Raw genomic sequence first — 19,826 nt, 5'->3', positions numbered from 1 at the left:
TAGTAATAAAAGCCTGGCTCAATGAGTCAGGCTTTCTTTATGCATTTGTTGAGGTTTAGCCTTCAAAGTATTCTTTATAATACCCGCCTATTTTCCCCGTGTTATCAATGACAAAATAAAATTCCTCTGTTTCGTTTTTCAACTCGTACATCTTCCCGCTTGTCAAAGCACGATCTACCATATATTTTTTAGCGTCAGTGTGCACACATTTGATTTCACGAATAGTTGGTCTAGTAGCCCAGTCTAAGTGGATCATTCACATTCTCTCCTTTAAATATGGATAAGACAATATTTTTCTTCCTTAAATGATACTGGTGAATGCTGAATTATGTCAAATTGATCCCCTAATAGCTTCTCATTGTCCTTGGAATTATATAGCTAAAAATATTTGTATATCATCTCTGCTAAATATAAAGCTAATTATAAAAAGAGATCCAATTATTCTTTAGAGTTGAATCAATTTCGAATTGTTCATAGGATCGTGCCTTCCTTTAAAGGTTATAACGAGAAATAAAGGCAACAGTCAGTGTCCTAAAGCCTCTTCTATGATATTTGCAAAATGCAAATATCATATTTTTACATACTTGTAAAACGCAAGTATGTACATTTGTAATATGCAATTATTTATTATTAAAAGTTGAACAGCTTTTTGTGTTTAAAAAAGTGAGTTGACATTATCCATGATTCTCGTCATTTTTGACACGACACACCTCACAGACCCTCAATTACAAACAAAAAACAACCCTCAGCTAGCAGCTGAGGGTTGCCTCAAAGATCTTTAAATTAACCTTCTAAAAGCAATGATTCTGGATCTTCTAAAAGTGATTTAACTGTTGTTAAGAAGCTTACGGCTTCTTTTCCGTCTACGATACGGTGATCGTAAGAAAGTGCGATGTACATCATCGGACGGTTCTCCATGCGCTCTTTATCGATCGCTACAGGTCTCCATTGGATTGTGTGCATACCCAGGATACCTACTTGTGGTGCATTTAAGATCGGTGTAGAAAGCATAGAACCGAAGATACCGCCGTTAGTGATTGTAAATGAACCGCCTTGAAGATCCTCTAGAGATAATTTCTTTGTTCGAGCCTTCTCAGCCAAGTTTCCGATTTCTTTCTCGATGCCAGCAAAGCTTAGACGATCAGCGTTACGTACAACTGGTACAACGAGTCCTTCTTCAGCACCTACGGCAATACCGATATCGTAGTACTTTTTAAGAACCATTTCGTCACCTTGGATTTCAGCGTTGATCGCAGGGAACTTTTTCAATGCGCCAACTACTGCTTTCGTGAAGAATGACATGTAGCCAAGTTTTACGCCGTTCTGCTCATAGAACTTGTCCTTGCGACGAGCGCGGACTTCGTTGATCGCAGTCATGTCTACTTCGTTAAAAGTAGTAAGCATAGCAGCTGTTTGCTGTGCTTCAACAAGACGTTTTGCGATAGTTTGACGTCTGCGAGACATCTTCACACGTTCAACTGGTTTTTCAGGATTTACAGTTTCAGCCTTTGGTTGTTGTTGAGAAGTGCTATCCGCCGTTTTAGAAGAAGTCTTTTCGATGCTTCCGCCTTCAGCATGACGCTTAACATCTTCTGTACGAACGCGTCCAAGTGGATCACGTGCACTTACTTCAGAAAGGTCAATGCCTTTTTCACGTGCAAGCTTACGAGCTGCTGGAGATGCGATTGGACGATCAGCCGCTTTAGAGTCTTCTTCCTGTACTTCTTCTTTTTCAGAAGATGTCTCTTGTTTTTTAGCAGACTCAGCTTTTTCTTCCGTAGCTGGTTTTGATTCAGCTTCTGGTTTCGTTTCAGCTTCTGTTCCATCACCTTCAACGATTGAAGCGATAACATCCCCAACGGCCACTGTGTCGCCAGGCTCAACTTTAATATTTTTTAAGATACCATCACGTTCAGCACTGATTTCAATGTTAACTTTATCAGTTTCTAACTCAACGATGTCTTCACCTTTTACAACTTTTTCGCCTTCTTTTTTAAGCCATTGTGCAACTGTACCTTCTGAAATTGATTCGGCTAACTCCGGAACTTTTACATCAAACATGTTCACGGCCTCCCTCTCGCGATTGAATGTCTAGTGCTAATGATGTTTGGATAATTTGTTCTTGTTCTTTTTTGTAGATGTCTGGCTCCCCACCAGCTGTACTTGAGCGTTCTTGTCTTCCGATATAAGAAACATGTGCCCCATTCGGTGCTACAGCACGGAGTTTTGGTTCGATATATAGCCATGAACCCATATTCTTAGGCTCTTCTTGAACCCAGATTAAATCTTCAACATTTGGATACTCATTTAATAGAGCGGTCATCTCTTCCTCTGGGAACGGATATATTTGTTCAACTCGAACGATATGCATTTCCGTTCTAGCCACCTGATCTTGCTCGAGTGCTTTTTCGAGATCGATCGCAATTTTACCAGAGCATAGCAAAATTTTCTTAACTTTGTCTTTCTCTTTACCAAGGCCAGGCTGTTCAAGCAATGGCATAAAGTGATCACTTTCGAAAGCTTCCGGCAGAGACGCAACTTTCGCATCACGAAGTAAGCTCTTAGGCGTCATTACCACTAATGGACGGACTTCATCCATAGACAGAAGTTTTGCTTGGCGTCTTAACAAATGGAAGTATTGAGCAGCTGTTGATACGTTCGCAACTGTCCAGTTGTTTTCTGCTCCTAGTTGTAAGAAACGTTCTAAACGTGCACTTGAGTGCTCAGGTCCTTGCCCTTCATAACCATGAGGAAGAAGCATGACCATACCGGATTTTTGTCCCCACTTCGCTCGGCCAGCAGAAAGGAACTGATCGAACAGGACTTGTGCTACGTTTGCGAAGTCTCCGTATTGTGCTTCCCAGATAACCAGAGTTTCTGGTGCAAATACGTTATAGCCATATTCAAAGCCTACTACTGAAGATTCAGATAGTGGACTATTATGAATAGCGAATGAAACATCAATATCATCTATTCCGTGTAATGGTGAAAATTTCTTTCCTGTTTCCCTGTCGTTAAGAACAAGATGTCTTTGTGCGAATGTACCGCGCTCTGAATCCTGTCCAGTAATACGGATTGGTGTACCATCTTTTAAGATTGATGCAAATGCTAGAGATTCAGCCATACCCCAATCAATCTTCTCTCCTTGGAACGATTTGCGTCTGCGTTCTAAGATTCGCTTGATCTTAGGATATACATTAAAATTCTCTGGCCATTTTAGCATGTTTTCCGTTAGCTCTTGCAACTCTGTTACCGAAATTGTGGTATCGATATCAGGAAGTGCTTTCGATAACGGATCCGGAAGTCGAGTGTCTTCCAGTTTGAATTTTTCTTTTCGGCCATGTACTTTTTCGTACTCCGTTTGATGCTTTTTAAGAATTTCCTCTTCGATTCCTTTCACATCATCTTCTGAAAGAACGCCTTCCTTCACTAGCTGCTTCGCATAAACGTCACGAACTGTTGGGTGACTGTTTACTTGCTTGTAAAGTCTAGGCTGTGTTGCAGAAGGATCATCCATCTCGTTATGCCCAAAACGGCGGTATCCAATCAAATCGATCAGAACGTCTTTTTGGAACTTTTTACGATATTCATAAGCTAAATGAACAGCTGCGATACACGCTTCTGGATCATCTGCATTGACGTGAATAATTGGAATCTCGAACCCTTTAGCAAGGTCACTCGCATATTTTGTAGAACGTGAATCATTGCTATCCGTAGTAAATCCTACAAGGTTATTCGCGATGATATGAAGTGTTCCACCAGTTTGGTAGCCTCTTAAACGGCTTAAGTTCAATGTTTCTGCTACGATTCCTTCACCCGGGAATGCAGCGTCACCATGAATAAGAATAGCAAATGCTTTAGATGTATCTTGTACAGGATACCCTTTGCTGTCACGTGATTCCTGTGCAGCACGCGTGTATCCTTCTACAACTGGATCTACATATTCCAAGTGACTCGGGTTATTTGCTAATGAGATTTTGATCTTGTGTTCTTTATCTGTTTCAACTGTGCGACTTGCACCTAAATGGTACTTTACGTCACCTGTCCAGCCGAAATTGATTCCTCTAGAACCTTCAGAAGGAATTAGCTCCTTGTTTGGCGAATGATGAAATTCAGAGAATATTAATTCGTATGGTTTACCAAGAACATGTGCAAGAACATTGAGACGTCCTCTATGTGCCATTCCGATTAATGCATGTTCTGCTCCATCACGGCAGCCTTCTTTAGCAGCTTCATCCAACATAGGAACAAGCATATCTACGCCTTCGATAGAAAAACGCTTTTGACCCACAAAAGTTTTATGAAGGAATTTTTCAAAACCTTCTACCTCTGATAGGCGATATAAAAGATTTTTCTTATCTTCAGCTGAAAACTTAGGATAATGCTGGCTTGTTTCTACCATCGTATTCAGCCATTGACGTTCTTCTGTAGCATGTACATGACTAAATTCATAAGCGATGTTTTTCGTATACACTTCCTGCAGCATTTGGATCGCTTCCCAGCCGTCTTTAACAGATGCCGGCGCCTCTTTCCAGATGAAGGAAGGTGGTATCGCTTTCAAATCTTCAATTGATAAATTAAATTCTTTCGGGTCAATATGGTGGTTGTCTTTAGGAAATTCGCCAACTGGATATAAGTTAGCTGCTAAGTGACCGTATGTGCGAATATTCTCCGCAAGTTTAAGTGCAGCTGCTAATTTCTCTAAATCCATTCCATCAAAACTCTGTCCAGTACGCTCACTTGGTTCAGGTACCTCGCTTGGTGGCCCCCAAGTCTCAAATTTTTCTTTGAAAGAACTGTCAACAGATTCCGGATCCACACTATATTGATCATATAGTTCAAGGACATAAGCTAAGTTAGGTCCACTTAGTCCTTGCCAAGGATTTTCTGATTTGGAACGTTGATGACTCATCTTTTGTTCCCTCCTGCTTCCCTTTGTAAGTATTGTGCTGTTGCTGTTAACAGGTGATTCATCATTTCTCGCCATTAATTTTCCCTATATAAAGCGCTCTCAAACAATGAATGAAAAGAACCTTATCATTGATAAGGTTTCAACTGTAACAATTGGTCATTGCCATTATACTATATTTTCGCAGAAAGTGAATTTTTGTTTTTGCGATTTATAAGATAATTTGCCCATTTCGTTTTACTTATAGTAAAAATTAGGAGTGCCAGCCAGATCAAGGTAAAAGAAACGAGGTGAATTCCAGTAAATGTTTCGTGAAATAAAAACACTCCCAGCAAAAGCATAAGAGTTGGTGCAATATATTGCAAGAATCCTGTCATCGTCATTGTAATCCGCTTAACACCTAGTGCGAATAATACAAGCGGCAATGCAGTTACAACGCCTGCTCCCCAAAGAAGGACAGTTGTTGTAATACCAGCTGTTATAAAAGTGCCTGTTCCGTTCCATTGAAGGAATACAAGATAAGCAAAGGCAGCTGGAACAACAAACATGGTTTCAAGCGTCAGTCCCGTTAAGGAATCAAAGCTTCCCCGTTTTTTTGCGAGCCCATAGAGTCCAAAGGATAAAGCTAGTGACAGGGCTATCCAAGGAAACTTCCCATATTCCCAAGTTAATAGAAATACACCACAAGCTGCAATAACAAAAGATACAAGCTGCCAGCTATTTAACTTTTCTTTTAAAACCGCCATACCTAAAATGACGTTTACAAGAGGATTGATGTAATAGCCTAAGCTAGCTTCTAGTACATGATCGTTATTCACTGCCCAAATATACATTAACCAGTTACCGCTAATTAATATTGAAGCTATAAAAACAGAAAATAATTGTTTTTTACTTGAGAAAAGAATCTTCAAATCCCTCTTAAGATCCTTACTTCTTTTTAAAATGAACATAACGGCTAACATAAGCACAAATGACCAAAAGATACGATGTGCTAGGATTTCACCTGAACCCGCTTGATCTAAAGGTTTCCAATATAAAGGAAGGACTCCCCAGATCAAATAAGCTGTTGCAGCATACCAGGCGCCTTTCGTTTGTTCACTGTATGTTTTCATCTATCATTCCTCGATTCCGTTAGATTAAGGCTATAAGATTATATAACGGAATCGAAAGAATTTGCTAGCAAGTAAACTCAAAAACAAAATTTATTTCTTCTATATAATATTGTAAACAAATCTCAATCGTTACCACCCTGTTACATTTGTTTTGGGGTCTGAATTCCTAATAATTGTAATCCTTCTTTTAGAACGATCTGAATACTAGCACATAATGCAAGTCTCTCTCCTGTTTGATCGCTGTTAAGTATTTTCACACTCCCATAATAATGGTTAAACTTGTGAGATAGTTTTAGGACGTATTTTGAGATGATCGAAGGTTCTTTTCGGAAAAAAGACTGTTGTACGATAGATGGGAACTCATTTAATACAGAGATAAGTTCCCAGCCCTCTTCTGCAATGGACAACTTATCAGGTAATTTTCCGTTATAATGACCTTTATTTAATAATGTTTGGATTCTAGCTGATGTATATTGCACATAAGGACCCGTATCACCTTCGAATTTTAGCATCTGTTCAAGTGAAAACTCAACATCATTACCTTTCTCATTTTTCAAGTCGTGAAAGATTACCGCGCCAACTCCAACTTGACGAGCTACTTCTTCTACCTCGGACAGTGACGGGTTTTTTTCTCGAATATTATTCTCAGCAAGTTGAATGGCATCTAAAAGGACAGTATCCAGTAAGACAGTTCTACCTTTTCTCGTACTCATCTTTTTTCCATTTTGCAAAATAAGTCCGAATGGAACATGGTGCATGTGATCTGCCCACGTGTAATCCATTTTACGAAGGACTCTTTTTACTTGTTCAAAATGTAAGGATTGTTCGTGGCCAACTACATAAAAGGCTTGATCAAAATCATACGTGTTTTTTCTATAGATCGCGGCAGTGATGTCACGTGTAGCATAAAGAGTTGCTCCATCCGTTTTCTTGATTAAGCACGGAGGCATGTCTTCACCAACGTTTACGATTTGAGCACCATCTGAAAGTTCAAGAAGCCCCTTCTCCATCAACTCTTTTACTGAAGCGTCCATTTTACCATTGAAAAAGGCTTCACCGTTATAAGAATCAAATTGAATCCCAAGAAGCTCATAGATTTTTTGAAATGCTTTTAATGATACCTCTTTAAACCAGATCCAAAGATTTGTTGCTTCCGGATCTCCGTCTTCAAGCTTTTTAAACCACTTTCTGCCCTCATCGTTGATAGCAGGATCTTTTTCTGCTTCTTCATGAAAACGGACATATAGCTTTGTCAGTTCTGGAATTGGATTTTCTTTTACCTTCTCTTCAACTCCCCATCGTAAATAAGCATAGATTAATTTTCCAAACTGTGTACCCCAATCGCCAATATAGTTGATCTTCACCGTTTCATAACCGCATTTTTTACTGATCGAAGCTAACGAAGATCCGATAACTGTGGAACGGAGGTGTCCCATTGAAAAAGGCTTCGCAATATTTGGTGATGACAGATCAAACACAATTGTTTTGCCGTCACCGAACGAATGACTTCCATAATTTTCTTTTTCCTTTAAAATAGTCTTTAATAACTTCAGACCCTGTACTTCTTTATCGATGAAAACATTTACGTAAGCTCCAGTTGCTTCTATCTTATAAAATAGTTGAGGGAGGCCATCGCCAACTGATAGTCTTTTTGCAATTTCAACGGGAGAAGTTTTAAAGATTTTACCTAGCTGAAAACAAGGAAAAGCTAAATCACCTTGTTGTAGCTGTTTTGGTTTTTCAATGAATAATTCGATTTGTTCTAACGATAAATCTTCACCGATCTGGCTTTTCAGGTATGCTGAAAACTCTTTTTTCTCATTCATCTTTTTCCCTCCCAAAATAAAAATCCGTCCCTTCTATTAAATAGAAGAGACGGATTAGACCGCGGTACCACTCTCGTTGCCTTTATAAGGCCGCTTGATCTTTTAACGGGATGTCCCGGTTTTCCCTACTTTAGTTCAGAAAAACATTTCCAAAGTGCGCTTCCTGTGTCGGCTGTGCCAGGCTTCCACCATTCCCGGCTCTCTATAACAAACTAGACAAAGTACTCTCTTTTTCATAAATGTTGGTTCTATATTTTTTTCATATTATATGAGGGAGAATCATAAAAGTCAACATATTCCATTTTCGTCCACATCTAAGTAATCTCTCATCCTTTTAATGTATCTTTTCAGTCTGAACAATGTTTCGGTTCGTAAATACTTAGATGTGAATGCAGTGGATATCGCTTGAATAGATACGAAAACACCGTGATCATTCACACGAACTGGTATGATCCCAGTAAAGAGTGTTTCTCCGCTGGTTTTGTATAGAAGTTCGGTTGATACTAAAACTAATTTCTCATCTGGTTGTTTCCCAGGTTTAACTGACTCAACCTCGAATAAAAATTGAACGCTCATAGCTGCTCCTTTACGTTTGTGTCGATATTTATATGATATAATGCATTAACTCAGTTTGTCAGTTATAAACACAAAGGAAGTATGCAAATGTTCCAAACATACACATTAAAAGAAAAATATAAGCTATTTTTAATTTTAGTTGTCCCTGTTCTCATCACACAGCTTGGTCTCTATGCGATGAACTTTTTCGATACGGTAATGAGTGGTCATGCAGGTGCGGACCAGCTAGCAGGTGTAGCGATCGGTACAAGTCTTTGGGTACCAATTTTCACAGGATTAAACGGAATCTTAATGGCATTGACTCCAATCGTCTCTCAGTTGACAGGTGCAAAAGACACGAAAAATGTCCCTAATGCGGTCATGCAGGCGGTATACCTTTCTGTTGTGATTTCAATAGTAGTTATTGTTCTTGGTTCCTTTATTATAGATCCTGTCTTACATGCGATGTCATTAGAGGATGAAGTAAAACGTGTTGCAAAAGGATATCTGATCGCCTTGTCCTTTGGAATATTTCCTTTATTTTTGCAAGGTGCCTTAAGATCATTTATAGATGCGCTAGGTCAAACGAGAATCTCCATGTTTGTTACCTTGTTGGCATTACCCGTAAATGCCTTTTTCAACTATCTGTTTATCTTTGGTAAAGCAGGGTTCCCTGAACTGGGAGGAATCGGTGCAGGAGTTGCTTCTTCGATTACTTATTGGATTTCGGCCTTTATTACGATTTGGATCGTAATGAAGTTAAATCAGTTTAGAAGTTATCACCTATTCAAGACATTTTATAAACCTTCCCTTTCAGCTTGGAAGGAACAATTACAAATTGGAATACCTATGGGGCTGGCGATCTTTTTTGAAGTGAGTATTTTTGCTGCCGTTACATTATTAATGAGTGATTTTAACACAGTAACCATTGCTGCTCATCAGGCGGCATTGAACTTTGCTTCTTTTCTTTATATGCTCCCGTTGAGTATTTCTTTTGCGCTAACGATAGCGGTCGGATTTGAAGTAGGTGCCTCACGTTATAAAGATGCAGCCAAGTATGGGTATATTGGAATTTTTACTGCTGTTGGCTTTGCCTTGGTTTTATCTATTTTACTAATTTCTTTTGATGAACAAGTGGCTCGCATTTACTCAAAAGAGCCAGAGGTAATCCAGCTTACGACTTCTTTTTTATGGTACGCTGTGTTTTTCCAGTTAGCTGATGCGATTGGAGCTCCTATCCAAGGAGCGTTAAGAGGATATAAAGATGTAAATGTGACATTTATCTTATCATTCATCTCTTATTGGGTACTCGGACTTCCTGTAGGATTTTATTTAGCTAACTTTACGGATTTTGGAGCATATGGCTATTGGATCGGATTAATTTCAGGTCTATCCGCAGGGGCGATCATGTTGTTCATCCGACTTAAATCTGTTCAATCAACATATCATTCAAAACTAGAAAACAAATAAACCAGCCATTCGGCTGGTTTATTTGTTTTCGAAAAGTGTTAAATATTCCCCGTAACCTTTTTCTTTTAATTGATCTTTAGGAATAAAACGGAGAGCCGCAGAATTTATACAATAACGAAGTCCACCCTTTTCTTTAGGTCCATCTGTAAAAACATGACCGAGATGAGAATCCGCTTCTTTGCTTCTTACTTCTGTACGGATCATCCCATGAGATAGATCTTCTTTTTCATCAACCGTCGAAGAACGAACAGGTTTCGTGAAGCTTGGCCATCCACAGCCGCTATCAAATTTATCAAGAGAAGTAAAAAGCGGTTCACCAGAAACGATATCAACATAAAGTCCTTCTTCCTTGTGGTCCCAAAATTCATTCTGAAAAGGCGGTTCTGTAGCATCGTTCTGTGTAACGTTATATTGAATAGGCGACAGACTTTTAAGAATTTCTTCTTTTTTTCCTTTATCTTCCCAATGTTCATTTATAAAGCGATCACGTCCTGATCCCTGTCTGTACCTTTTGTAATGGAACGGATTTTTCTTGTGATAATCTTGGTGATACTCTTCCGCTTTATAAAATGTTTGAGCAGGCAGAATTAAGGTTGCGATAGGCTTATCAAAACGGCCGCTCTTCTCTAATTCAGCTTTAGATTGTTCGGCTGTTCTTTTTTGCTCTTCATTATGATAGAAAATGGCTGTTCGATAAGAGTCTCCTCGATCGTAGAATTGGCCACCGACATCTGTAGGGTCAATTTGCTTCCAGAAAACAGATACGATCTTTTCATAGGAGATGATCGATGGGTCAAAAGTGATTTGGACCGCTTCAAAATGCCCTGTCGTTTCACTGCACACTTCTTTATAGGTAGGGTTTTCCTTATGTCCCCCTGTATAGCCTGATTCAACTTTAATAATTCCTGGCCACTCTTCAAAAGGTGTGACCATGCACCAAAAGCAGCCTCCAGCAAAAGTCGCTATTTCATAATTCTTCATGAAATCAAACTCCTTTTTATCCATTTGTTTCATCATATAAGAATGCGATTGAAAAGCATAGAAAAAGACCTTAGTCTTACTTCTTATATATATATGGCCCTGCAGTTATGGGGCTTTTAATTGGAGCAGGAGGTTTACCCTCTTTAAACTTCCGATTACTCTTTAAAAACAAATAAAGACCTATTAGCACAATTGCTCCACCTGACCATTGTAAAAAAGTTAAAGTTTCATTTAAGAATAAATAGGCAAGCAAAGTGGCTCCTAGTGGTTCTCCTAGAATGGCCATTGAGATCGTTACTGCTGTTACGTATTTTAGCAGCCAATTAAAAAGAACATGTCCAAAAACGGTCGGTACAATGGCTAGCAATAGAAATATTCCCCAATCTTTATCGGAATATCCTGTCATGGGAATGTGTAAAAGTGTATTGTATACAGCAAAAACGAGAACGGCGGATAGAAATACTGAAAAACTATATATTACGGCCGGAATCGTTATAAGGAGCTTTTGTCCGATTAACATATGAACAGCGACAACAATTGTTCCTAATACAGACAGAATATCTCCTTGAATGTGCTGTTTCGAGATTCCAATGTCTCCCCAGCCAATCATAACAGCCCCGGTTATGGCCACAAACATCCCAATGACTGCGGGTCTTGTAGTTTTTTCATGAAAAGCAAAATAGGCACCAATCATTACAAAAACCGGCTGAAGGGATAGCAATATGGTTGAACTTGCAACCGTTGTTAACTTTAATGAACCCATCCAAAACAAAAAATGAAGAGCAAGAAATATCCCTGATAAAAGCAGAAGCATCCATTCTTTTAACGAAATTGTTTTAAGCAAACGCATATGTTTAAACGTGAATGGCAGCATAAGCAACATTGTGAATAAAAGCCGGTACATTCCTTGTACAGAAACAGGCGCTTCTGACCATTTTACAAAAATAGATGAAAATGATATAGCAATAATGCCAACGATTAATGGAAGTGAAACAGATATTCTTAATGTATCGTTTTTCAATTTGTCACCTTGTACTTTCTAGGCATCTTTATGTTAATATCTTTTACTATAAAAACTTATAAGGAGGAGGGATAAAAGTGAAAAAAAGATATATCGTATCCTTGCTTCTTTTGTTGATCATCATTTGTACAGCTGGGTGGTACTATTATCCGCAATATAAAATAAATCAAATTAAAGAAGCATCCGTTATTGGTACAAGTGAAAATAAGGATGAGGATCAAATCACTTATCTTGATTACTTTAAAAATCATTCAAAATCCTCATTCAATCATTTAGTGCTTGGTGATTCCGTTGCACAAGGCAGAGGTTCTGAAGAAGGTGGATTTGCTCATAAAGTAAACTCAAGTCTCCAGAGTTTAACGGGAAAAACTTTTGTACTTGAAAACCAAGGAGTTTCTGGCGCTACCAGCCAAGGTTTGCAGAACCAGCTTCAAATTCCCGCTGTACAGGAATCTGTTAAAAAAGCAGATATTATTTCAATCAATATTGGTGGCAATGACCTTGTTCAAATCGCAAAAGAAGAAGGTCCACTTAAAGCTTTACAAAGTTATGATGAAGTTAAGACCAATTATAAACAGAATCTAGAAGATATTTTTAAATTAATTCGTAATGAAAACCCAGATGCCATATTGGTGCTTAATGAATTATATAATGTTGTAAAGTCTGAGCAGAACTATTATCCTGCAACAGAAAAATTATTAAATGACTGGAATTTAATTGCTTATGAAACTGCACTTGCCCATCCTCCATCAGTAGTCGTTCCTGTAAGTGACGCACTTCAAACGGAAGATATTGATAAATGGCTATATGATTCCATTCATCCAAATGATGAGGGGTATAACAGAATTGCTGAAAAAACAATTACAACCTTTAAAAACCATTCTTACAAAAAAGCTCAATAGCTTAAAGAAATAGAAATTTCATTCAGCTCTTTAATTGTACCGCTCCAATGGTTAATCTGCGGTAAAAAATAGAACGAGCATGCCTCTTTTAGGTTATTTAGGATTCTGTCTGGGTCGTATAGAAATAGTAGCTTGTTACTGCCTAATGCAAGCCCCGTTTCTGTATGGCATCCCTTACCTCCAGGCAGAATCACGATAACCACATCTGCTTCTTATACCCCTTTCATTTCTTTTATTCCGATTTCTGTCAGCTTCTCTACTGCATCTGCTTTTTCGTTGTTAACTGTCCAATCATATGTATCATTCCATCCTAGCTGGATCTGGATCTCCTTTGACAACTTTTGAACAAGCTTTTTATTTGTAAAGCCGGATGCGATATAAAAATTCATGCTCCCTCTCCTTAATGAAAACGCTTTATGTGAAAATCATATTACAAATGCGCCATAATAAACAGAAAAACTTGAAACTAAATGTGAACATGTTAACATAGTACTTTATAAACAATAGTTAAAATTTGAAAGAGGGGTTGCATGTTAAAATACAGAAACATTTCTTTTATTGGTGCAGGATCAATGGCAGAAGCCATGATTTCAGGTCTAATTAATAACGCGGGTATTTCACCTGAACGAATTACTGCAGCAAATCATTCTAATGTTGAGAGAAGATCTGAATTAATTAACAAATACGACATTCAAGCTGTTCCTTTTAATGAGCTTTCATTAAATAATACAGATGTGATTATTCTTGCGGTAAAACCAAAACAAGCAGAAGAGGTTCTTCAGCAGTTAAAACCATATTTACAAGATCACCATATCGTTTTATCTGTTCTTGCTGGAATCTCTACACCGTTTATTGAAGAGATTATTGGGAAACACCTCCCTGTCGTCCGTGTCATGCCGAATACATCCAGTATGATTGGAGAATCAATAACAGGAATCTGTGCTGGCCAGTATGTAGAAAATGAAAATTTGGATTTAGCTCAAGAATTATCGGAAGCTATAGGTAAGGTAAAAATAATCTCCGAAAAACAAATGGATGTTTTCACAGGAATCGCAGGAAGTGGTCCAGCGTATTTTTACTATCTGTTAGAGCATATGGAAGATGTTGCAGTTGAAAATGGACTTGACCGTGAAATGGCTAGAGATATTGCTGCTCAAACGCTTTATGGAGCAAGCAAGATGGTTATGGAATCAGATGATTCTCCAGCTGAGCTGCGTAAAAAGGTTACATCGCCTAATGGTACGACTGCAGCTGGTTTGGATGCGTTAGATCAAAATGGCGGCGGTAAAGCGATTGAAGCAGCTGTTGAAAATGCTGCTGAACGTTCGAAAACATTGAGAAAAGAGTTTGAAAAAGTGCCTGTGCACTAAAATATATATCTATAAGCCAAAGCACAAAGCTGAAAATAAGCTTTGTGCTTTTTATCATGGCGTTTTTGGAGGTTGTTGATTGCCAGTCTAGGTGTTCGCTTCCAAAAGGATGGTTGATTTATCGTCGTTTCTTTCAGGTGTTTAACAACAACGGCAAGTGTATATTACGTCCCTTTTTTTTCACACTAAATCTAATTGGAACATAAATTTGGACAGGGCGTTTTAATCAGTTCCTTTAAAGGGTTATGTCCATTTTTATATAGTTGAATATATATATATAGAAACTATTTTGAGGTGATTTTTTTTGAAAGAGAAGTCTTCGAGAATGTTCCCTTATGGGGGATATGATCCTTTTTCCACTCCTTCTTCAAAAGTATTCTCCCAGAGCCCAAATAACCCTGACAGACCACCATTTGCACCGGCTGCTACTGCTCCTGCTTCCGTGATGCCGCAGCAATTTGCACCAGGATTCACACAGCCTTATATGCCTTATATACCGCCTATGATGCCGCCTGGATTGGCTCCTCACCCTATGGCGCAGGGTATGCCGTTTCAAGGTCAGCAGCAGAATTCGTCGATGTACCCTAACACACAAAATTCAGGATTTAGCTTTGGAAAGATGATGGGTGGAGCGAACCAAGTTATGGGTCTAGCTCAACAAATGGGAAACATCTTATCTTTATTTAAATAGAGCCCTTTTAGGCCTCTATTTTTTTTATTAATCGGTAATATTGTTTCAATAGATATGCGGTTTCTATTTGGTGAAGTCCTGCCCAATAGGCCATTCTAATTTGAGGTGAAGGTTTTGAGATTAATCTGAGCTGAGACATCACATCTTTTGACTGAGTAAACCAATCAGTAGAAGGAAAAGGTCCATGATAGTTTGTATCCCATGCTTCGTCAAGCTTAGGACTATACAGTTTTAGACTTTTCTTGGTTTTGAAAAGTGATAACTTTTCTTTTAGTGCATGACCGTTATGACTTTTAGAGAATGAAAATACATCGGAATCATAATCGGAACGAGAGCCAGTATGAGGATGATGACATGCGAATTTTTTAACTGGATCAAGATGATCAGGGTGAAAGAGCATGACATATAAGTTTTGCCCTAACATTAGTCTTTTGTTTAAGTTCTCGAAACCTTGCATGGTATCCCCAATCGAATGATGTAACGGTAATACTGGAAAGAGGATCTGTGATAGGTGAAGCCACTCTTGCAACTTAAATGATAATTGATTGTGCAGCTTTTGAAAGGGTTCAGTTCTTATTAGGTGCATATCAATATGGTTTTGTTCATTTATGATTTGTGCGGCTGGTAATAATGACGTACGGTCGCCTTCGAAAAAAACTTCCCAAACCCCCTCCATAAAAGATGAAACATGAAAGAATTTACATAGGTTAAACACTGGACTATTTCTCCTCTTACTCTCTTCATATAAAAGCAATTGCGGATAGGCATCATGAAAAATTAGACTGTTTCCTTTTTCAAGCATAGTGTATAACTCTTTGATCACAGAAGGTTCTATTAAATCAGGCAGGAACTCTCCTTTAAGATCTGTCATAAAATAGCCGGCGTTCCTCGAGACCATATGTGCTAAAAACGCCCAATGAACTTCAGGATGTTGGTTGAAGAAATTGAGATACGCTGCTGTTCTCGTAACATTATTTTTGTTATGGCGCAGTGTTTCTCTTTTAATCCGTTCTATTAATTCCTTGTCTTTCTGAAAAGTAATTGAAACTTTCTTTGAATACTTCGATATTTTGTTCCATTTATGCCTTAATTTTTGTTCTTGAACGGGACTAACCTTCCAAATCACCTTTTTTCTTTTCATTATAAAAAGGGTACGTATCATAATTTGGAGTGGAATAAGTGTCAATTTTGTATAAATTCTTATAGAGTTCTTCACGATTAACACCTTCCTTATACTCACAATGTATGAAGGGAAAAGAACGATAACACAAAAAAGCATCCTTACCATAGCAAGGATGCTTCTTCAACTATTTGGATGCAACACCACCTGAGAGCAAAAACTTCATTGCTTCTTCAGGTTTGATATCCAAGATTTTAATTTTTTCCTTAGGCACTAAAAATGTGAACCCTGCAATCTGAAAGGTTTGAGGGATGTAGACTGCAACATGGTCTACCAATTCGTCACCCAGATAGCTTACGTCCTCTGTTGTAACAAATCCTACACTTTTCATATTGAGCTCAGGATATTCTATAAGTACTACCGTTGAGAATGAACGCTTCTCACCAAAGAGTGAGTGAACGGTATCCTTTATCACAGTATATACGGTTTTAACGAAGGGTGTTTTTTCAAGAACCCGATCGATCAGTCTGAATAACTTGCCTGATACATACTGAGTTGACATCCATCCTAAAACAGTTATTAAGACTAAGGTTGTAACTAGACCAATTCCCGGAATATAATCTTCTTTTAAAACATCCTTTAACAAGTTGCCGAGAATACTATCTAAGAACCCAAAAATCTTATAAATGATATAGACCGCTAACACGATCGGAAGAATGGTTAACAACCCGTTTAGAAAATATTTTAGTAATGTCTTCATGGTTTACTCTTTTTATGATTTCATGGCAGAAGAATTAAGCTGAATTTGATGTTTAAATTGCTTCTGTAATTCTTTAGTTACAGGTCCAATTTTGTACGTTTGTTCTTGGTCCCCTTTTAATTTTACAACGGGGGTTACTTCCATAGTCGTACTCGTAATAAATACTTCATCCGCTTCAAGCAGTTCTTCCGCAGAAAATGCTTCTTCTGTTACTGGAACTTGGATCTTTTCAGCAAGTTTAAGAACTACTTGTCTGGTGATTCCATTTAAAATTAAGTTTGTAGCCGGATGGGTTTTAAGCTTCCCATCTTTCACGATAAATACATTAGAAGAAGACCCTTCCGTGACTGTCCCATCTCTATGCTGAATAGCTTCCTGACAGTCGAAGTCTGCAGCTCTTCTTTTTACCATAACGTTTCCAAGCAAATTTAAGCTTTTAATATCACAGCGCAACCATCGGATATCCTCAGTCAGATAAGTTTGGATTCCTTGTGACTGAGACTTTTCAATGGAATCTAGAGAAACAGATTTAGCAAAACCCGTTACTACACTCTGCATATTGCGTTCGTACAAATGATTACGAGGAGCTACCCCTCTTGTCATTTGCACATAGACCATTCCATTGACGATATTGTTTTTCGTTATAAGTTCTTCTGTTAACTGTTTAAAAGTTGAAACATCGTAAGGCATGGCAAGTTCTAATTTGTTTGCACTTTGCAGAAAGCGTTCGAAGTGCTCATTAATTGCAAAAGGCTTTCTATCATAGACAAAAACAACTTCGTAAATACCATCTCCGAATAAGTAACCTCTATCTTCAGGATCAACAGGTATTGTACCGCTTTTTATGATCTGATCATGATATAAAACGTATGAATTTTCCATAATTTAAACCACCTCATCAATATAATATGTATGTAATTAAGCTTTCATCTACTGTAATTGAAAAAGTGACTCCCTTCAAGAGTCACTTTACTTTAAATGTATGTTTTATAGGTTCTTATTGTTTAACGGTTTTGACTACTTTATTGTCTTTTACAGTTACCATATAGAATTCATCGTCCATTTCGATTAAAAAATCTTCATCATATTGCTCTTTAAGTTCTTCTTCAATTTTAAAAGGTTTATTAAAATGATTGTCGATTACATTCAAACGCTCTTTTCTTAAATTTTCCCGATTAATTGTATCGAAAACAAAATAAATTAAAAAGAAAACTCCTGCTATAATAATGAATTTTGCTGTTTTACTCAATTTTAGAATCCCCTTCCCATTTGTCCAAAAATAAGTATAACCTAAAAACGGGAAAACAAAAACACCTGGTATAGAACCAAGTGTTATATCTCACTATTTCCACCATGTATCATGAACGGATGCTGGATGGTTACGCTTATGCATCGTTTGTATGAATCGTTTTTCAATTTTATCTTTGGAAGATGATGAGATTTCTTTTCCTTCTAAATAATCATCGATCTCCTCATAGGTTACCCCTAATGCTGTCTCATCCGGAATTAGGGGTTTATCATCTTCTAAATCAGCTGTTGGCACTTTTGAATATAGTCTTTTGTCAGCACCTAAGTGTTTTAATAAAGCTCTGCCTTGTCTTTTGTTAAGGCCGAATAATGGAACGATATCACATGCACCATCACCATGTTTCGTGAAAAAGCCAGTAATCGCTTCAGCCGCGTGGTCTGTACCGATTACAAGACAATGAAAGGCACCTGCTATATCATATTGCACTTTCATTCTTTCTCGTGCCTTTGTATTCCCTTTAAGGAAGTGGCTCAATTCTTTATCGGTTGCATCACTAAAACTTTGTACAGATGCATCGACTGCCGCTTTAATATTTACTGTTAATGAAAGATCGGGGTTAATAAATTTCAATGCTAATTGTGCATCTTCCTCATCTTTTTGTTCCCCATATGGAAGTCTTACAGCAATAAAGGTATACTCTTCACCCGTTTCCTCCCTGAGTTGTTCCATAGCGATTTGAGCTAATTTACCTGCCAAAGTAGAATCTTGCCCTCCGCTAATACCCAGTACATAACCTTTCGCACCTGTTTTTTTTACATAATCTTTAAGAAATTGAATTCTTTCATTCATTTCATTTTCAATATCAATGTTAGGTTGTACTAATAATTCTTTAATGATTTTCTGCTGCAAATCCAATTCTATCGCCACCTTATTAAATATGTATTATTTCATTTCCACTCATTAAGGATTCTTAATCTAATTTATAATCTTTTTCTAATTGAAATAGACAATCCAATGAACGTTTAGCCCATTCACTGCCATCTTCTTTAAGTTTTGCAATGTATTCATCTAAAGCGTTCCTTAATGATTGTTTATACTCCGGCAGGTTTCCTTCATAGTCTTTAATCGTATGAATCGGCACCCACGTTCTTTCCCCATTGCTTAATGCTCTTCGTTCCTGAAAAAATGGGACATCAGCTTGCTTAGGGTGATGAAGATCACCTTGCCAGGGGTGTGAGACAACTGCCATAACTTTTATAAGGACCATTTGATTTCTTTCATCTTCTGCTTCACCTATATATTGCCCGGTTTTATAACTCGCAAGCACTAGTCTTTTATTCGCTGCCATTTTTATTCCCCTCCATTGCATGGATTTCTTCTGTTAACGTGAAAGCGAGATCTTCGTTTCCGAATAAAGATAAAACGCCTAGTACTGTTTCATTAGGAATATCTTGTGCTTCTTCTTTTGTGACAGTCTGTTCAAGCATATGCATGACGTATTCATTATGAACTTGGTCAGGATAAGTCTTTAGATAGACAGTTTTTGGATCGAGTCCGTTATTTACACACCACTGCGCATAAATAAGGATCATCATTCCCTCATCTTTTTGATAATTACTGATTACTTTTTCAGATATTTCTTTTGCACGGTCCATAGTGGTTCCCCCTAGTACGAGTTGTTACTGTTAACTTTAAAACAGGCAAAAAGAAAAAGCCAGTATATATACTGGCTCCAGAACGTAGACAAACCCCATTTCAACTTTGTTGAAAATGGGGTTTGTGTTGTTTTTAAGTATTATTTTTGAATAAACACACCTGGATTAAACTGGACATGGCCCTCGCCATGTCCAGTTTGCCAGT

At 37.9% G+C, this 19,826-nt stretch carries 21 protein-coding genes and 1 other annotated feature; of the genes, 4 read left to right on the top strand and 17 right to left on the bottom strand.

Translation table 11 applies throughout. The features are described 5' to 3' along the window. Nucleotides 1-55: 55 nt before the first annotated feature. The 6 genes from M3206_RS12965 to M3206_RS12940 all read right to left on the bottom strand — a co-directional run bounded on the left by M3206_RS12965 (nucleotide 56) and on the right by M3206_RS12940 (nucleotide 8,423). The gene (locus M3206_RS12965; RefSeq protein ID WP_251312952.1) at nucleotides 56-256 is read right to left on the bottom strand and encodes a DUF6501 family protein; all 201 of its coding nucleotides are present in this window, start codon (nucleotides 254-256) and stop codon (nucleotides 56-58) included. Between the two features lie 527 nt (nucleotides 257-783). Further along, nucleotides 784-2,061, bottom strand: coding sequence for a 2-oxoglutarate dehydrogenase complex dihydrolipoyllysine-residue succinyltransferase (odhB, locus tag M3206_RS12960; RefSeq protein ID WP_251312951.1), 1,278 nt, complete (start codon nucleotides 2,059-2,061; stop codon nucleotides 784-786). Further along, nucleotides 2,054-4,912 (bottom strand): 2-oxoglutarate dehydrogenase E1 component, encoded by a 2,859-nt coding sequence (locus M3206_RS12955; RefSeq protein ID WP_251312950.1) that lies wholly within the window; start codon nucleotides 4,910-4,912, stop codon nucleotides 2,054-2,056. The genes odhB and M3206_RS12955 overlap by 8 nt, the downstream gene beginning before the upstream one ends. Before the next feature lie 170 nt (nucleotides 4,913-5,082). Further along, complete coding sequence (rarD, locus tag M3206_RS12950; protein ID WP_251312949.1) at nucleotides 5,083-6,021, bottom strand: EamA family transporter RarD; 939 nt, start codon at nucleotides 6,019-6,021, stop codon at nucleotides 5,083-5,085. Nucleotides 6,022-6,161: 140 nt separating this feature from the next. Then, complete coding sequence (gene argS / locus M3206_RS12945) at nucleotides 6,162-7,847, bottom strand: arginine--tRNA ligase (protein WP_251312948.1); 1,686 nt, start codon at nucleotides 7,845-7,847, stop codon at nucleotides 6,162-6,164. Nucleotides 7,848-7,889: 42 nt separating this feature from the next. Then, nucleotides 7,890-8,093 (bottom strand) — a binding site (T-box leader). 42 nt (nucleotides 8,094-8,135) lie between these two features. After that, nucleotides 8,136-8,423: a hypothetical protein gene (locus tag M3206_RS12940; protein ID WP_251312947.1), complete on the bottom strand. Its 288-nt coding sequence runs from the start codon at nucleotides 8,421-8,423 to the stop codon at nucleotides 8,136-8,138. 87 nt (nucleotides 8,424-8,510) lie between these two features. Between M3206_RS12940 and M3206_RS12935 the strand changes: the two genes are divergently transcribed. Then, entirely contained in the window at nucleotides 8,511-9,872 is a 1,362-nt protein-coding gene (locus M3206_RS12935; RefSeq protein WP_251312946.1) for an MATE family efflux transporter, read from the top strand. A gap of 18 nt (nucleotides 9,873-9,890) precedes the next feature. Here the strand turns inward: M3206_RS12935 and msrA are convergent, their stop codons facing one another. Next, on the bottom strand, nucleotides 9,891-10,853 hold the full coding sequence (msrA, locus tag M3206_RS12930; protein ID WP_251312945.1) for a peptide-methionine (S)-S-oxide reductase MsrA: 963 nt from the start codon (nucleotides 10,851-10,853) through the stop codon (nucleotides 9,891-9,893). A 76-nt stretch (nucleotides 10,854-10,929) separates the two neighbouring features. Next, complete coding sequence (locus tag M3206_RS12925; RefSeq protein ID WP_251312944.1) at nucleotides 10,930-11,874, bottom strand: DMT family transporter; 945 nt, start codon at nucleotides 11,872-11,874, stop codon at nucleotides 10,930-10,932. Nucleotides 11,875-11,951: 77 nt separating this feature from the next. Here M3206_RS12925 and M3206_RS12920 point away from each other — a divergent pair, with 77 nt between their 5' ends. Next, nucleotides 11,952-12,776, top strand: coding sequence for a GDSL-type esterase/lipase family protein (locus M3206_RS12920; protein ID WP_251312943.1), 825 nt, complete (start codon nucleotides 11,952-11,954; stop codon nucleotides 12,774-12,776). Here M3206_RS12920 and M3206_RS12915 read toward each other — a convergent pair. Beyond that, the gene (locus M3206_RS12915; protein WP_251312942.1) at nucleotides 12,770-12,979 is read right to left on the bottom strand and encodes a hypothetical protein; all 210 of its coding nucleotides are present in this window, start codon (nucleotides 12,977-12,979) and stop codon (nucleotides 12,770-12,772) included. The two genes, M3206_RS12920 and M3206_RS12915, sit on opposite strands and share 7 nt — an antisense overlap. Nucleotides 12,980-12,988: 9 nt before the next feature. Further along, a complete protein-coding gene (locus tag M3206_RS12910; protein WP_251312941.1) occupies nucleotides 12,989-13,165 on the bottom strand; it encodes a hypothetical protein in 177 nt (58 codons plus the stop codon). 141 nt (nucleotides 13,166-13,306) lie between these two features. Here M3206_RS12910 and proC point away from each other — a divergent pair, with 141 nt between their 5' ends. Then, the gene (gene proC, locus M3206_RS12905) at nucleotides 13,307-14,146 is read left to right on the top strand and encodes a pyrroline-5-carboxylate reductase (RefSeq protein ID WP_251312940.1); all 840 of its coding nucleotides are present in this window, start codon (nucleotides 13,307-13,309) and stop codon (nucleotides 14,144-14,146) included. Between the two features lie 304 nt (nucleotides 14,147-14,450). Beyond that, nucleotides 14,451-14,837: a hypothetical protein gene (locus M3206_RS12900; RefSeq protein ID WP_251312939.1), complete on the top strand. Its 387-nt coding sequence runs from the start codon at nucleotides 14,451-14,453 to the stop codon at nucleotides 14,835-14,837. Between the two features lie 7 nt (nucleotides 14,838-14,844). Here the strand turns inward: M3206_RS12900 and M3206_RS12895 are convergent, their stop codons facing one another. The 7 genes from M3206_RS12895 to M3206_RS12865 form a co-directional block, all read right to left on the bottom strand. Then, a complete protein-coding gene (locus M3206_RS12895) occupies nucleotides 14,845-15,978 on the bottom strand; it encodes a DUF2515 family protein (protein ID WP_251313008.1) in 1,134 nt (377 codons plus the stop codon). Nucleotides 15,979-16,144: 166 nt separating this feature from the next. Next, a complete protein-coding gene (locus M3206_RS12890) occupies nucleotides 16,145-16,717 on the bottom strand; it encodes a DUF502 domain-containing protein (protein WP_251312938.1) in 573 nt (190 codons plus the stop codon). 12 nt (nucleotides 16,718-16,729) lie between these two features. Then, on the bottom strand, nucleotides 16,730-17,599 hold the full coding sequence (gene dat / locus M3206_RS12885) for a D-amino-acid transaminase (protein WP_251312937.1): 870 nt from the start codon (nucleotides 17,597-17,599) through the stop codon (nucleotides 16,730-16,732). Between the two features lie 115 nt (nucleotides 17,600-17,714). After that, complete coding sequence (locus tag M3206_RS12880; RefSeq protein ID WP_251312936.1) at nucleotides 17,715-17,966, bottom strand: hypothetical protein; 252 nt, start codon at nucleotides 17,964-17,966, stop codon at nucleotides 17,715-17,717. 93 nt (nucleotides 17,967-18,059) lie between these two features. After that, nucleotides 18,060-18,875: an ammonia-dependent NAD(+) synthetase gene (gene nadE, locus M3206_RS12875; RefSeq protein WP_251313007.1), complete on the bottom strand. Its 816-nt coding sequence runs from the start codon at nucleotides 18,873-18,875 to the stop codon at nucleotides 18,060-18,062. 61 nt (nucleotides 18,876-18,936) lie between these two features. Beyond that, nucleotides 18,937-19,314, bottom strand: a complete 378-nt coding sequence (locus M3206_RS12870; protein WP_251312935.1) for a kinase-associated lipoprotein B — start codon at nucleotides 19,312-19,314, stop codon at nucleotides 18,937-18,939. Beyond that, the gene (locus tag M3206_RS12865) at nucleotides 19,301-19,621 is read right to left on the bottom strand and encodes a hypothetical protein (protein WP_251312934.1); all 321 of its coding nucleotides are present in this window, start codon (nucleotides 19,619-19,621) and stop codon (nucleotides 19,301-19,303) included. The genes M3206_RS12870 and M3206_RS12865 overlap by 14 nt, the downstream gene beginning before the upstream one ends. Nucleotides 19,622-19,826 lie beyond the last annotated feature (205 nt).

Origin of the sequence: Fictibacillus phosphorivorans, from assembly GCF_023715845.1 — a bacterium.
GTDB lineage: Bacteria > Bacillota > Bacilli > Bacillales > Fictibacillaceae > Fictibacillus > Fictibacillus phosphorivorans_D.
Note: the sequence above shows the minus strand (reverse complement) of the source record. Positions and strands in the feature narration are given on the sequence as shown.